The sequence below is a fragment of the Pseudomonas graminis genome (genome assembly GCF_900111735.1).
Lineage (GTDB): Bacteria > Pseudomonadota > Gammaproteobacteria > Pseudomonadales > Pseudomonadaceae > Aquipseudomonas > Aquipseudomonas graminis.
Genome location: NZ_FOHW01000009.1, coordinates 56,391 through 71,424 on the forward strand (window position 1 = coordinate 56,391; position 15,034 = coordinate 71,424).

Consider the following 15,034-nt stretch of genomic DNA (forward strand, 5'->3'; position numbering starts at 1 on the left):
CGGGAGGTTCAGGGAGCAAAAAAGAGGTGCCCGTACCGTCGCCCAACAGTTCTTGAGTGTCAACGCTGAATGTCTTTGGTCAACGGCGTCCAGTCGCCGCATGCTGCCCATTGACCGAGATCTGATAACGGTTCGCTGCGGTCGATGCCCCCTACCTCGGATTACCGATAACGACCAGACTGATTCAGGTGGGAAAAAAAGTCGTCCACCCCGCGATCGCTCTGTTTGGGACACCCTGTAGGCGCAGCTTTAATTGAACGAATGGGTTGGTCCTGACTTGTTTGATGAGATTGTTGCTAAGCACGTCGGTGGTATCTACCCGTAGAAATTCCATAAATTTCGGGGTAGTGACCTCGACGGTGTGCTGGAAGCTGACGACCGGCCTTTTCAGCACATTGGCGACCTTTTGCGCCGCGCCATACCTCCCTCCCCAGCAGGCGATGAGCAGGATCGGTTTGTCCGCCGGATAGTCCGGTGCAAGCGAATTTATTTGCGGAAGGATATCTTTCGTTGCGACACGAGCTGCCGAACTCATTTTCCCCGACGAATCCATTAGCCGCCCAAGCTCGTCGCCATGGGTTTCGTACGCCAATATTCCTCTGCCGTATAGGTTGTCATGCATATAGACATCATGGTCGCCGCGGGTCTCTTCAAAGATGAGTTTCCCTTTCGTTCGTTGCGGACCCTGTATGCTTTTTGACCACCGTCCCGCTGACCGTGACGCCCGGGCGGCTGCTTTGGCAGCGGCAGGCGCAAGGCTGGTGACGGCAGAGGCGACGCCCGTGCCCAGCGAAATCCATCCCAGAATACCCGCCGCTTTCTGATCCCCGCCCGTTGCCTCCAGCGTCATGGAGGCAACGCCTGTGGCGAGCGAAACCGCCGCCAGACCCGCCGATGCGATAGCCAGACCGCCGCTCACGGTCAGCGCGCTCATACCACCTGCCCACAAAGCGGCGATTGCGGGTGCTGCTGTGCCAAACGAGGCGATGAGCGCGACGACCCCGAGCGCGGTCCCGACCCCTGCGATCAGCCATTGCCACCATGCATGGCCGTCAGGGTCGATGTTGTTGACAGGATCGCCCCCGCAATACGCATAAGGGTTCAGACCACCGCTGCCGAACGGGCTATCGCTGTCCGGGCTCAAGAAACTCATCAGCACCGGATCGTACGGTCGGTAACTGCCCGGCATGTACCAGCCTGTGAGTCTGTCGACCCACTCGCCGGCGAACCCGGGCTGACTGTCGAGGTCCGCACCACTGCGCACGCCGTGAGGGGTGTAGCCGGCCGCGCGCAGCGTGCTCCCCAGCTCCAGACGAACGGAGCCCTGGGCATCGCTGCCCAGTAACAGGACGCTGTCTTCGGCCAGGACCTTGTCGGCGCTGCAGGCTGATGCGGCGCTGACCGCCTGGCTGATCCGCGTTTGCGCGAAAACCATGCTGCCGCTGCCCATATAGCCAATCCACCCGCGCGCGTCCCGCTCGTTAGCCACCCTGTCGGCCCGGTAGAAACGCTGAACCGGTTGGCCGTCCAGCACGATCTCTGCCACTTGACCCAATGGGTTGTAGCGGTATTCGCAGGTGCGCGGACCGTCAGTGACAGAAACCAGGCGGTTTTGCGTGTCCCAGGTCAGTGCCCGACCCCGACCCCGACCATCGAGCGTCACGTTGCCATGGGCGTCATACGTCGGTGCGAAACGTTGAGGCCAGCTTCGGTGGGTATGCGTCACTTCCTGTATCTGCGTCGGGTCTTTGTCCGCATAGGTGAAATCCGCTACATCACGTGATCCGTCCGCGTAATCACTCACGACCTGCGCATAACCATCAAGCGCGTTGAGTGTGAACGACTGGTGGCGCAGGACGTTGCCGAACGGATCGGTTGGAGCATCCGGCCCTTGCACGGTGTACTCGACCAGTCGGCCAAGGTTGTCGTAGACGTAAGCTTCGTCGCTGAGGACCGTGTCTTCGTCCCGCCAGATGCGGCTCTGCACCTTATTCAGTGGGGTGTAAGACAGCGTTTGGCGGCGACGCTGCGTAGGGGACAGCGCAGAGGTCACCGCGATTTCGCGCTCTTGCTCGCGACCAAATTCGTCGTACGTCAGGGTGCAGGTGAGGGAGCGCTCCTGGGCCAGGTCCCGTGTCGTCACACGGTGCAAGCGCGAGAAACTGTCGTACTCGAACATCGTACTCACCGCATCGGTTTTCTGCCGGATCAGACGCCCTTTGTCGTCGTACCTGAGCGTTTCTTCCGCGCCGGACACATCGGAGACGCCCAGCAGCCGGCCGCGCAGGGAATACCGCCACCGGTTGATGTGGTTTTCTCCGTTTACTTTCCATGTCTGGGTCTGCGGCTTGCCGGAAGGCGTGTACAAAGTCTCCATTTCGCCCATGTCGCCGGAGGCTGTGCACAACTGCGCGTGGTGAGGGTTGTAGGTGAAGGTCGAACGATCGGAGCCTTGGGTGACGGTTGACAGAAGATTGTTCAGGGTCGATTCGTAGGTGTATTCGATCAGGTCGCCGCGCGCAGTGATTTGCGACGCTGGCGGGAGAAGCTCGGGAACATACTGCAAGGTCCGCATTCGCCCGCCGCTTTCGATGCTGCGCTGACGGCCCAGACCGTCGAAGGTCTGCGTGCCGACGGCCACCGGCGCGGCGCCTACGGCGGCCACTTCGACAGATACGGGGTGGGCATCGTCGCTGTGTGCCGCATAGGACCAGCTCACGACGGTCTCGTCGGGCAGCGTCCGGCTGATGATGCGGCCATGCAGGTCGTACCGGGTGAGGGCAATGATCGGCGCCTGCGCCGGTACGATGTCGCACTGTTTAATGATCCGGTCAAGCCCGTCGCGTGACAGCTCGCGGCACGACACCAGGCGGCCGCCCAGGTCGTATTGCTCGGTCTTCGTCACGCTGCCGGAGACATTCGACCATGTGTGTGTAGGCGCGGTTTGCCATCCGTCCGCGCCGCACAGCCACTGCTTGGTCATTAGGCAAACCGGGTCATAAAGGACGTGCTCGACGGTGCCATCGGGTCGGGATGTGGACGTGCGCGTGCCCCAACCGTCGTACTCATAGGTGGTGACGAGGCTGTGCGGATCTTTATCTCCCGGCATCCAGTCGCTGAGGGTTTCCTTGACCGCTCGGCCCAAGGCATCGTACCGGGTGCTCGACACCTCCCGGAAAGTCCCCGGCGCGCAGTCCACATCCTCGATCTCGGTACGCAGGACCCGACCGTCCCCGTCCAGCGACAGGCGGCTGCGGACGCCGGCAGCGTCGGTTTCTTCAACCTCGACCCCCAGCGCGCGTTCCAGGCCAATCAACTGATAGTTGCAGGTCAACGTGACCTCATTCTCTGAACATGGCGCTACCACCTTGCGAACAACACGGCCCAGCAGGTCGTAATCAAACGTCTCGACGACGCCGTCCTGATCCGTTTCCATGAGGGTCAGACCGGTGAATATCGATCGCGCGCTGTATTCAGTAACGCGGTTTTCCGCATTGCCCTCATGCCCGGTTACGATTGTCTGAATGGTCAGCCGGTCTTCGCTGAGTTCGTAGGCGTAGTCGGTTACCGTGCTGAAACCGTTGAGTGTCGAAACAGAGCTCAATGGACGACCGTGGTCGACGCCGTAATCGGTGATGAAGGTCTGGATCGTGGAGCCGGCTTCTGCAAGGCCTTCGGGCATGACCTGCGCGATGTGTTCTTCGTGCACGGCCACGTGGTCGGGTGCGTCGGTCAGTAACGACGGGATCAGGGCATAGCGGTAGGTGGTGGCGAGGGTGGGCGCGCCACCGGACGTGCCGTCTTCCATGTGTGCCGGGGTGACGGTGTACTCACAGGTCCAACGCACGAAACCCAGCGGGTCGGGTGGGCAGCCCTCTGCGCCGCCGACCGGATAATATTCACGGGTTTCAATAACGCCGTTGGCATCGCGGAAGTACAGAATGTTGCCGTGTTCGTCGTAGCGTGTCTCGGTCACCTCCTGTCTGGCGCTGATGGTCGGCCGGGTGGTGTCTTCGTATTCGGTGGTGACCTTCACCGGCAATTGACACCACGCGGGTTGAGCGTCCCAGTACAGATCTGGGATGTCTCCATACTCGGTCAGCACCCGGACGACTGTGCCTCGGCAGGCAGTGGTCTCCTCGGTCTGCAGGTGGAAACGGTTCCACCAGCGGGTCACGACCCCAAGGTCGGTGCCGTATTCGTCGGACAGACGTTCGATCACGCCGTAGTCGTACGTCTGGTTGAGCTGGTAGAGATTGTCCTTGCCGTCCTCCCATCCGGCCGGTAAGTCAGCACCGTAGCCCAGAAAATTCTGCTCTCCGATCCATTCGTAGCTTCTGTATAAGGCTTGCGTACCTGCACCAGCGCTGTGTACCCACGAGACGGCCCGTGGTATCGAGGCGAGCGGGGCCCCCGGCGGCAATTGGTGTCCTTGCTGGCCGCTCGCGTACAAAATGCTGTCGACGCTACCAAGCGGCCCTTTGATCTCGGAGGGAAACAGTAACCCGTCGATTTCATCGTAATTCACTTGCCACTGGCTCTGCTCCGGATCGGGCAGCACCACCAGCGCCAGACGGTCCCCAGCAAGGATTAAAGTGATGTTCGACGCGACGGACGAGTCAGGATTGGTCTCAACGACGATTAAGCCGGGTTCGGGCGTGATCCGGAGTAAAACCCTGCTCTCATCGGATATCTCATAGAGCGCGGGGCCGTCGCCGCTGCCGGACGACAGCCATTGCAGGAACAGGCAGCGCCCCTCCGGGGAGCGCACCTGCACCGGCACTGCAATGCTTGTGCGCTCATGGATCCGGAGAATCTCGACGTCTCCGGACTTATACTCGATGCGAAACTCGTTGCCTTCGGCACCTTGGGTGATGACCCGGAAGCTCTGAAGCTTGCGATCAAAGAAGGCCAGTTCGCCGCCGTCGGTAAAGTCCGATTCGGCCGTATCGACGCTGAACTGTTCTCCGGTGGAAAGCCGTAAGGAAGCGCTGGCCAGGTTCAATTCCGACAGCGTCAGGCTCCAGCCGCGTCCAAACCCATGATTGATGGCCGACCCCATCGGACTGAAGGCCAAGGTTGCCGAGATCGACGGCCCGGCGAGGTTATTCGCCGCGCCTATGGGCAGGGCCAGGGCCAATGTGAACTGGCCCGTACGAGGATCAACACCCGTACTGACATGGCTGAAGAAGTTGCCCGCTTGAGAATAGAGGCCGGTACCATTTTGCAGACGCGACAGCGCCGAGTCGGGGAATGTGTCCATGACTGATTCCTTTTAGGCCCATTGGACTGCCACCCGGCCGGATTAGCTGTCGGCGAGTTTGATACGGTTGCCTGTCTCGATTTCGCGGAGATAGATAATCGATTCATTTCCGTAGTTATCGATGTAGCCCATCTTTCCGACCTGAGGACTTTCGGAATGCAACAAGGCGTCGAGTTCCAGAATTCTAATCAGGTTGGCTTTGCCCTCGGTTTTCAAGCGCTCATTCACTCCAACATGCACCCAACCTGCCGACGGCGGCGCTGCATAATGGTAGAGCCAAGCCCAGTCACTCGGTGCTGCATAGTGATAAGGTGAATCGCCCCCCCCTGTCTCTGGCGAAGTACCACCCCCCTTGCCACGTCTGGTGATAAGCGAAAGCTTCACGAATCTTGAAGTTTGTATCAGTCAGCCACAGATCAAACATACGCACGCTGATTCCGGAGGTTGATGCGCCTTCATGGTCCGTCATCGTAAAGTACTGAGAGGTAAATGATCTGGGTGCTACCGGCGTGATCCTGATCGAACTGTTGAACAAGCCCCCATCATGAACCGCTCCCCCCGCAGCCACCTCAGAGCTGTGGGTGTGAAAAACCCGCCCGGATGATTCCAGCGCCGCTGCGACTTTCAGCGCTTCAGCAGTGGTCACCGACAGCCAAAGCTCGAACTCCTGTAACTGAATGGCGACCCCGTCAGGCGATATTACTTCTCTGGTTTTAAACGGTATGGTTTTGGTGTGCACGACAGCAGGGAGGTTAGCCAGACCCTTGTCATCGCTTGCAATGTCGCCATGGCGCGCTTGATAGGACTCAGGCAGCACCGAGCCCTCCGGGAAATAGTCGTAATTCGGGTTCCGTGTGTTGCTCACCGTCACCCCGTTCGACCAAGGCAGTCCGGTATTGTAATTAACCAGTTTGATATTCAACAAATCCTGGTTCGGCAGCGGTACCACTTCATTATCACTGTTGCGCGCCTCGACCAAAATCGTAATCGGGACTTGCTGGCGGCCATTGCGGTAGACCGTCGCGACCGTATTGTCTTCCGGTCGCTGGAGGTACTGCACTTGAAACCAGCTCAAGGACGTCCAGCTGGATTGATTAACATCAGTGTTACCTGTTTCACGCGCGTTTGATTCCATGATGGTGACTCCCTGATGAATGGCGGTCATTCCCTTAAGAAACGCGTTACCTGTCCATGAGCGTAAGGTTTACACGGTTATTGAAGCCGGTCGGTCCCATAAACATAATTTGCAAGGCGTGAGCATTGCCGTTGGCGTCGATGGCGTCGATCTGGCACGGACCATTGTGAGACACGGCGCTGTTGTGGTTGTAGGGGATATTAATATCGCTCTGGAGAACCAGCGTAATCTTTCCAGGACTCACTCTACTGACCGAACTGACCCTGACGAACTGCGACCCGGCAGCTATCTCATCATCATATTTAAAATGGCTCTCGCCAGGCCCTGCATGACCGACATGAGAAGCATGTTGTTGGGTGTTCGCTCGGTCATCCCATTGAATCATGCCGCCAGGGTTCATACTGCCGGACAGGAAACTAAGGCCTCTGGGATGGAGCAGAAATTCGTAGACAAAGATCCCTGAGTTCTCGGTGCCCGACGTCAGGGTTTTGTCGAGCAAGTAATCGTCCTCGGCTGAAAAAACCTCGGGGCGCACCGCCGTCACTACGACAGATGAAACGAAGATGTAGTCAGTGGTGTAAACATCGCCTGTGTCCCTGGTTATTTGCGCGAACATTTCTTTTATGCTGCCACCCGGCGCTTCGGTCATGACGTACAGCGGTTTGGTAAGTAAAGGGGGTGACGGTTCGGCAGTCCACAGCCTTTCGAACCATTTGAGCAATTGTTGCCCCCGTCCCGCTTTGGCGATCAATCGCTTCGGGGGGGTGGGAACGGAAGCCCCTCCGGGTGTGTAGAAATCGTATTCATTGCGCACATCGGAAAACCACCAGCCACGCGGCACTTGAACCCCTGGTAGCGGCACGAACGTACCGTTGTTATCGCGCTCGACAATACGCAGGCTTGCCAGTTCGGTGGCGGATATTTGTTGGTTGTTCTGAGAGCTGGCCTGTACCTTCAGTTCAAATTCAACCTGCTGCCGGCCATTGGAATACAGTTGCGTGGTGGCCGAGCCTGGTTCAATTGAAAAAACGGCGAGCCAACTCGAGGGGTTCGGAGCGGCGGAGTTCATGTTTGCGATCCTTGTCATGTCTCATCGAGCGCTCACGCGGAACAATGATTGCCTGGTGTTAACTTAGTTAAAGGCTAGTCCCCGGGCGACTTTCTTCAAGCGGGTTTATAGACTTTAATCGTGCGCGAAGGCAGCTTACTTATCGCTAATCATCGTGTTTATCGCGGGGCGCAATAATGATTAGAGCAAAACGTTATTTGACGCTTGGTGCGTCATAGCCAACGTCGATGGCAGTGATTACCAAGGTTGATTTCCGTCGTCGAACCGCGCTCTTTAGAATTGCAGGTCTCAGCAATCAACACACCTTAGGGAGCAACTCATGGCTATTGAAATCGGAATCAACGAGCAGGACCGTGCGGAGATCGTTGAAGGACTGTCGCGGCTGCTTTCGGACACCTACGTGCTGTACCTGAAAACCCACAACTTCCACTGGAACGTCACCGGCCCGATGTTCCGCACGCTGCACCTGCTGTTCGAAGAGCAGTACACCGAACTGGCGACCGCAGTGGACTCCATCGCCGAACGCATCCGCGCTCTGGGCTTCCCGGCGCCCGGCACCTATTCCACTTACGCGCGTTTGTCGTCGATCAAGGAAGAGCCGGGCGTGCCGGCTGCCACTGACATGATCCAGCAACTGGTCGAAGGGCAGGAAGCGGTGGTACGAACTGCCCGCGAACTGTTCCCGCTGCTGGAGAAAGTCAGCGACGAGCCCACCGCAGACCTGCTGACCCAGCGCATGCAAGTCCACGAAAAAGCGGCGTGGATGCTGCGCTCGCTGCTGGAAGGTGACGGGTTCGTTGGGTGAAAGATGCGTCGCGGTTGAAGGCTGATTCCCGGCTGAAGCCGGTGCCACTGACACAGCGCGATCAATTGTGTGACTGCGATCATTGTGGGACCGGCTTTAGCCGGGAAGGCGCCAGAGGTCACACCGCAAGATTTGCAGTGGTCTCACCGGCCTCTTCCCGGCTAAAGCCAGTCCCACAGAAGCGCCCCAATCATCAGCGCTTCTGCAACCACCCCAGAAAATTGTTCTTCTTGATCACCACCGGCTTACGCATCAGCACGTGCTGGGAGCCTTGCTGGCGCACCGCTTGCAATTTGTTCAATGCCGTCACGATTTCGACACGCTGTTCCATGGCCTGTCGCGTGGCGGCTTTGTCGATGCGGTAAACGACGCACGAGGTGAGGGCGGTGAAGCGCGCATGCGACGGCGTGTCGGCCAGCACGCTCTGCTCACCCATCACCTCGCCGGGGCCCATGCGTCCGGCTTCCACCATCTCGTTCCCGTCCTTGACGCTCGCCGACACCACGCCGGTGGCGATCACCAGCAAACCGTCGGTGATCTCATCGACTTCGATAATTGTCTGTCCGGCCGTGTATTCCTGCGCCACCATGCTCTGGGCCAGCTGATTCTTCTCCTCGGCAGTGCTGGTGCGGAACACCTTGACCCCATCGAGCAGCGCCCGGGGCCGGGACACGGCTTCAGCGGTGGTTTCCGATTGCCAGGCGATGCCCGCGGCTTCGAGGTGTCGATACGCCAGATCGAACAGCAGATTGCGCACGTCGCTTTTATTGTTCAGGTCGCTGATGAAGCCGGTGACCGCATATTCGATGGTGGTCGGGCTGGTTTCCTTGACCACCGCGCGGGGTTTGGGCGTTTGCAACAGGGCGCTGCAACCCTGCAGCGCACGCTCCAGCGCATCGAGCACCCGGCGCGGGCGAATGTGCGGCGACATCATGATGTTGATCGACACCCCGTGAATATGGACCGGTCGGCTCAAATTGACGATCTTCGCCTTCGCCGCCACCGAATTGGGGATGACCACCATGGTGCCGACGCTCGTCAGCAGGTGCGTGGCGCGCCAGTCGATGTCCATGACCTTGCCTTCCATGCCGTCGATGGAGATCGAGTCATCGACCTGATACGGCTTGGTGGTGTTGAGGATGATCCCGGAGAACACGTCGCTCAGCGTGCTCTGCAAGGCCAGACCGACGATGATCGCCATCGCCCCTGATGTCGCCAGCAAACCCTTCACCGGCAGCTGCAGGACATAGCCCGCCGCCGCGACGATGGCGATGAGGAAGATCACCGCGCCAATCACTTCTTGCAGCAGCCGACCGCTGTGGCCGACGCGGCTGGTCAGCGCCAGCCCGAGCACCACGGTGAGAGTGCGCGCGGCGTAGATCCACCAGATGATCGCCAGCACCGTGGCGCCGAATTGCAGCGCGCTGTCATCGGGCCAGGCCGGCGCCTCCAGCGGACTCACGCCGGCGTTGATGATCACCAGACTGTAGGCGACGAATGCCGCCAGCCGCGTGGCGATGCGCACCAGCCGGTTGCGGTCGGCCAATAAGTGCCAGGCCAGCAGGTCGGCGAGCAGCAGGAGTAGGCTCCACGCCAGCGAATAATGGGGGACGACGGTCGACATGGGAGATATCCGCAGGAAAAGTGCAGGGGCTAAGTGCTGAGGCTGGCTTGCCCGCGCGAAGGCGCGCGAACAATGTAGGCACGGCCATGATCGATGTCTATAACCGATGGAGCTTGGCTGGGGACGATCCGGGTATCAGCCTTTAGCGCTTGCCGCTCACGGCACACCCTCAAGGTCACTATCCCTACAGCTAATATCGGTGTCTGGTTTTAACTGGTTAGATGAGCGCCTGTTAACAATGGATAGCTGCGCAGAACGTCATCCGGGATGAAACCACGCCCGGACGATGGTCGGCGAACCAGGGGCTGCGACTCCACTTCCAAGGACTGCATGAAATGATAAGTCTCGGTCAGACGATGATCTCCCGCGAGCACAGAGACGTGTTCAAGGACGGCGTTGCCATGCGCATTGGCACCCGCGCCTTCGATATTCTCGACGTGCTGCTCCGTCATCAAGGTCAGCTGGTGAGCAAGGAGCTGATCCTTCAGAGTGTCTGGCCGGACACCGTGGTTGAAGAGAACAACCTTCAAGTGCACATCTCCGCGCTGCGCAAGGCGTTGGGGGCGGACCGCGAGCAGATCCGCACTGTGCCCGGCCGTGGCTATGTGCTGCTGGGCGGGGAGAGCCTCGGACACGAAACCCGCCCGCCAGCCACGCTGCATGGCGTCAGTTGCAATCACCGACTGCCGGCCCGTGTCGCCTTGCTCGGGCGCCAGGCGTTGCTGGACGAGGTGAGCAGCACCCTGGCGGAGGGCTGCGCGCTGGTCACGCTGATCGGCCCGGGCGGTGTCGGTAAAACCGCGCTGGCCGCGGAGCTGGGGCAGACGCTGCTGGACGCCGGCAGCACCCCCGTGTATTTCGTGCCCCTGGCGCAGCTGCAATGCGCCGAGCTGCTGCTGGAGGCGTTTTCCAGCGCGATCGGCCTCGACTGCAGCGGCGGTGATCCTGATCTGCAAGGGCTGATCCGTTACCTGCAGCAGCAACCGGGGCTGATCATTCTGGACAACTGCGAGCACCTGGTCGAAAGCGTCGCCAGCCTGCTGGAGGTGATCCTGCGTGGCGCGCCGGCGGTGCGCGCGGTGGCGACCAGTCGCGAGCCGTTGCGCATTGCCGGCGAGCGCAGCCTGCAAGTACCGCCCCTTGAGATTCCTGAACTAAACGCCTCCCGAGAAATTGTTCTGCGCAGTGCGTCGGCGCAATTGTTCCTGCGTCAGTGGCGTGCACTGGACAGCCATCTGGCGGCCGACGGCAATGCCGAGCTGGACGATTACAGCGTCGAGCTGGTGGGTGAAATCTGCCGTCGGCTTGATGGCATGCCGCTGGCGCTGGAAATGGCCGCCGCCCGGGCCTGCGCTTTGGGGCTTTATCAATTGGTGGCGAGCCTCGACGACAGCCTGCACATGCTCTCGGCTTCACTGCGTACCGCGCCACCGCGTCAGCAAACGCTGCAGGCTTCGCTGGCGTGGAGCCTGCGTTTGCTTGGTCGCGAAGAGCGCACAGTGCTGCGGCGGCTGGCCGAGCTGGACGGTCGCTTCACCCTGGAACGTGCGTGTGATGCCTTGCAATGCACCCGTTTGCCGCGCGCCTGCATCATGGACTCCATCGTGCGGCTGGCAACCAAGTCGCTGCTGATGGTCAGCGCACAGGGGCCTTTCCGTTTCTACCGGATGCTCGGCACCACCCGCGCCTGCCTGTTGACGGCCAGCGCCCACGATACTTTGGCGACAACGGAGGTCAGCGCGCCCCGTGCGCAGGATTGCGACGTACCGTCGGCACTGGCGACGCTGCAAGGCATCAGGGCTGTGCCGCCCGGGCCCGACGGGTATCATGCGCGGCATCAGAGAGCACTGGCCATTAGCCGTTGATCAGCCCGTTGCTGCAGCAGTTGATGCGCCCGTTACGGCGAGCCAACCCGTCATGAGCCTGTTATGAGCGTGAATCCCAAGGTCTATGTGGTGGACGACGACGCTGCCATCCGCACTTCTTTGCAGCGCCTGTTGCATTCGGCGGACATCGTCTGCGATGTGTTCGACAGCGCCCAGGCGTTTCTTGACCAACCGCTGAGCCAAGGGCCCATCTGCCTCTTGCTGGACGTCAATCTTGCCCAGGGCACCGGCTTCGATCTGCAGCAGACCCTGACGGATCGCGGCCAGACCTTCCCGATCATTTTCATGACCGGCTACGGCACCATCGCCATGTCCGTGCGCGCCATCAAAGCCGGCGCCCGCGAGTTTCTGACCAAACCCTTCGAGCCGGAGCAGTTGCTGGATCTGGTGCGCGAAGCACTGGTCAGCGACGCGACGCGCATGGACGAGCGCCGCCTGACCGCCTGCGTCAAAGCACGTTTCGACAGCCTCACACCGAGGGAGCGGCAAGCCATGGCACTGCTGATTACCGGCAAGATGAATAAACAGATTGCCGCGGAACTGGGCACCAGCGAGGTGACTGCCAAGGTGCATAAAAGGCACGTCCTGACGAAGATGGATGCGCGCAATGTCATTGAGCTGCTGAAGCTGAGCGACCGGCTGGGTTGTCTGGCGAAATGACCCCCGGGGGTATGCAGCGCTTTTAGTGGGACCGGCTTTAGCCGGGAATACGCCGGCATGGGCAACCTCAGATGTGCGGTGTGACGTCCGACACTTTCCCGGCTGAAGCCGGTCCTACTGGGACCTGCGTTGTTTTTGTAGGACTGGCTTTAGCCGGGAAATCGCACGCCGCACAGAATTCCAGTAAAGGGTTTTCATGAGCAGCATTTTCAACGGGCCTTACACGGCTATCTCCAGCGCCGGGGCATTCGGGCCCCAGTGGCTGGAGCAGCTCGTCTGGCAGTTGCTGTTTGTCGACGGAGAACTTGCTCATTACCGGGTCACGCTGACGTCGGAAGATCGCCACTGGCGCATCGTTCGTCCTGCTCCCGACACCCCGATCGCTGCGGTCCGCCGTCTGGAACATGAATTTTCACTGGCCCCCCGGCTGATGCCGCAATGGGCCGTACCGCCAGTGGCGCTGCTGTCTGGGTCAGAAGGTACGTTGTTGGTCCTGGAGGATGCCAGCGGCATGCTCTTGCATGATCAACCCGACGCGCCGCTATCCATCAAGGCCTTTTTGCAGCGGGCCATCGCTGCCGCTGCCGCCGTAACAGGCGCTCACGAGGCGGGCCTGCTGCACCGCGATATCAAGCCGTGCAACCTGATCGAAGACGCAAACGGTGGGGTGCGGCTCAGCGGCTTCGGCTTGAGTGTTGATGAGCAGTTGGCGCCGCAGCTGCCGGTGTCCGACGTCACCTGTGGCTCCCTCGGCTACATGGCGCCCGAGCAGTCGCAGCAGCTGCAGCGTCGGACTGATCAACGCAGCGACCTCTATGCGCTGGGCATGACTTTTTATGAATGGCTGGCCGGCCGACTGCCGTTCGAGGCCGCCGATGCGGTGGAGTGGGTGTACTGCCACGTGGCGCGCATCCCGCCGCCGTTGAGCCAGCGTCGAGGGGATATCCCCGCGCCGCTGGCCGGTCTCGTGCATCGGCTGATCGCAAAAAACCCGGAGGACCGTTATCAGAGCGCTGCCGCGTTGCATCGGGATCTGTCCGAGATGCACCAGCAGTGGCAGCAATTCCGGGACATTCCTGATCTGCAGCCCGACCTGCCTGACGGGCGGCACGACGCATCCGCCGTCTCGCCCAGTCCCGATCCGAAGCCTGTGGCAGGGCTGGAGAGCCTGTCATCTGCGAGCACATCCACCACCCTGGCCGGGCGCGACGCTCTGGACTTGTCCTCGGTCATGAAATCGGCTCACGCCATGCGCGACGAAAGCGAGCAGGACCGGCTGATCGAAACCCTGCTGCGTAACACCATCATCCATGCCGGTGCGCAACGAGCCTTGCTGTTGCTCGTTAAAGATGAAGCCCCGGTAATCTGCGCAATTGGCCAGGGTGGCGTGGACGGCTTGGGCATCGAACTGACGGACAGGGTTCCCGACAAACAGCACCTGCCGCTGTCGATCCTGTACCGGGTGATGCGCACCCGCCAGCGTCTGGTGCTGGACGATGTCTGCACCGATGCCTACTTTGGCGCCGATGAATACGTGCGCCAGCATCCGGTGCGCTCGGCGCTGTGCGTGCCACTGGTCAAACAGGGCAGGGTGCTCGGCGTGCTGTACCTGGAAAACAACCTCGCGCCGGGCGTGTTCACGGTTTGTCGCACCGAGGTGCTGGAACTGCTTGCCAGTCAGGCAGCGATTGCCCTCGAGACCGCGCGCCTGCAACAGGAGTTGGAGCAGGAGAACGCGCGACGCCGGGATGTGGAGATCGCCCTGCGCGGCGCCCGGGCCAGGCTCGCCGAGGTGGCTCAATCCACGGTGATGGGTGAGCTGGCAGCGTCCATTGCCCACGAAATCAACCAACCGCTGGCGTCGATGGTGTCCAACGCGGCCGCCGGGATTCGCTGGCTCAATCGCGACAACCCGGAGGTGGATGAAGCCTTGTCCGCGCTTCGCGACATCGTTGCCGAGGGCCGGCGCGCCGGGGAAATCGTCAATGCGCTGCACAGCCTGGCGCGGCAGGGCCCGCATCACCGGCGCCGGCTGCTGGTCAATGACGTGATTCGCCATGTGGTGGCGCTCACCGGTGTCGAGGTCGAACAGCAGCGGGTCCTGATGACGACCCACCTGACCTGTTCACCGTTGCGGGTCTGCGCCTCCAGCGTGCAATTGCAGCAGGTGGTGCTGAACCTGATCCTCAACGCGCTGGACGCCATGAGCGCAGGGGATCACGTGCTGCGGAGGCTGTCGATCACCAGCGAAGTGGTGGGGCGCGACTATGTGGTGGTCAGCGTTGAAGACAGCGGGCGCGGCATCGAGCCGGAGAACATCAATCAGCTGTTCAATGCCTTCTTCACCACCAAGGACAAAGGCATGGGCATGGGCCTGGCGATCTGTCAGTCGATCATCAGCGCCCACGGCGGCCATCTCTACGCCATGCCGGCGCGCTATGGCGGTGCAACCCTGGTGTTCACTTTGCCCATCCTCGAGTAACGCCAACGGCTCATCAACGTGCGCGCTGTTCAGTACGTCCAATTGAAGACCGGCTCGACGCACCGCAGAGAGGCACGTCGTCGTACGACTTTTCAGAACGTTTAATACCC

9 protein-coding genes are annotated in these 15,034 nt (G+C 60.6%); 4 read left to right on the forward strand and 5 right to left on the reverse strand.

Going from position 1 to position 15,034, the window contains the following annotated elements; translation table 11 throughout:
* Window positions 1-184 precede the first annotated feature (184 nt).
* From BMY98_RS09155 to BMY98_RS09165, 4 genes are read right to left on the reverse strand one after another with little or no spacing between them, the layout of a single operon-like run.
* Complete coding sequence (locus BMY98_RS09155) at window positions 185-5,263, reverse strand: RHS repeat domain-containing protein (protein WP_074887686.1); 5,079 nt, start codon at window positions 5,261-5,263, stop codon at window positions 185-187.
* A 42-nt stretch (window positions 5,264-5,305) separates the two neighbouring features.
* The gene (locus tag BMY98_RS26730) at window positions 5,306-5,491 is read right to left on the reverse strand and encodes a hypothetical protein (protein ID WP_139214456.1); all 186 of its coding nucleotides are present in this window, start codon (window positions 5,489-5,491) and stop codon (window positions 5,306-5,308) included.
* A gap of 58 nt (window positions 5,492-5,549) precedes the next feature.
* A complete protein-coding gene (locus BMY98_RS09160) occupies window positions 5,550-6,398 on the reverse strand; it encodes a hypothetical protein (RefSeq protein WP_074887689.1) in 849 nt (282 codons plus the stop codon).
* Between the two features lie 46 nt (window positions 6,399-6,444).
* The gene (locus tag BMY98_RS09165; RefSeq protein WP_074887693.1) at window positions 6,445-7,467 is read right to left on the reverse strand and encodes a hypothetical protein; all 1,023 of its coding nucleotides are present in this window, start codon (window positions 7,465-7,467) and stop codon (window positions 6,445-6,447) included.
* Between the two features lie 319 nt (window positions 7,468-7,786).
* On the opposite strand from BMY98_RS09165, the gene BMY98_RS09170 reads away from it, so the two are divergent.
* The gene (locus BMY98_RS09170; protein ID WP_074887695.1) at window positions 7,787-8,272 is read left to right on the forward strand and encodes a Dps family protein; all 486 of its coding nucleotides are present in this window, start codon (window positions 7,787-7,789) and stop codon (window positions 8,270-8,272) included.
* Window positions 8,273-8,465: 193 nt separating this feature from the next.
* Here the strand turns inward: BMY98_RS09170 and BMY98_RS09175 are convergent, their stop codons facing one another.
* The gene (locus BMY98_RS09175) at window positions 8,466-9,896 is read right to left on the reverse strand and encodes a mechanosensitive ion channel family protein (protein WP_074887698.1); all 1,431 of its coding nucleotides are present in this window, start codon (window positions 9,894-9,896) and stop codon (window positions 8,466-8,468) included.
* Between the two features lie 335 nt (window positions 9,897-10,231).
* On the opposite strand from BMY98_RS09175, the gene BMY98_RS09180 reads away from it, so the two are divergent.
* From BMY98_RS09180 to BMY98_RS09190, 3 genes are all read left to right on the forward strand, one after another.
* Window positions 10,232-11,761, forward strand: a complete 1,530-nt coding sequence (locus tag BMY98_RS09180) for an ATP-binding protein (RefSeq protein ID WP_074887701.1) — start codon at window positions 10,232-10,234, stop codon at window positions 11,759-11,761.
* 63 nt (window positions 11,762-11,824) lie between these two features.
* On the forward strand, window positions 11,825-12,442 hold the full coding sequence (locus tag BMY98_RS09185; protein ID WP_217648308.1) for a response regulator transcription factor: 618 nt from the start codon (window positions 11,825-11,827) through the stop codon (window positions 12,440-12,442).
* Window positions 12,443-12,638: 196 nt separating this feature from the next.
* The gene (locus BMY98_RS09190) at window positions 12,639-14,924 is read left to right on the forward strand and encodes an ATP-binding protein (protein ID WP_074887704.1); all 2,286 of its coding nucleotides are present in this window, start codon (window positions 12,639-12,641) and stop codon (window positions 14,922-14,924) included.
* The last annotated feature ends 110 nt before the right edge of the window (window positions 14,925-15,034 follow it).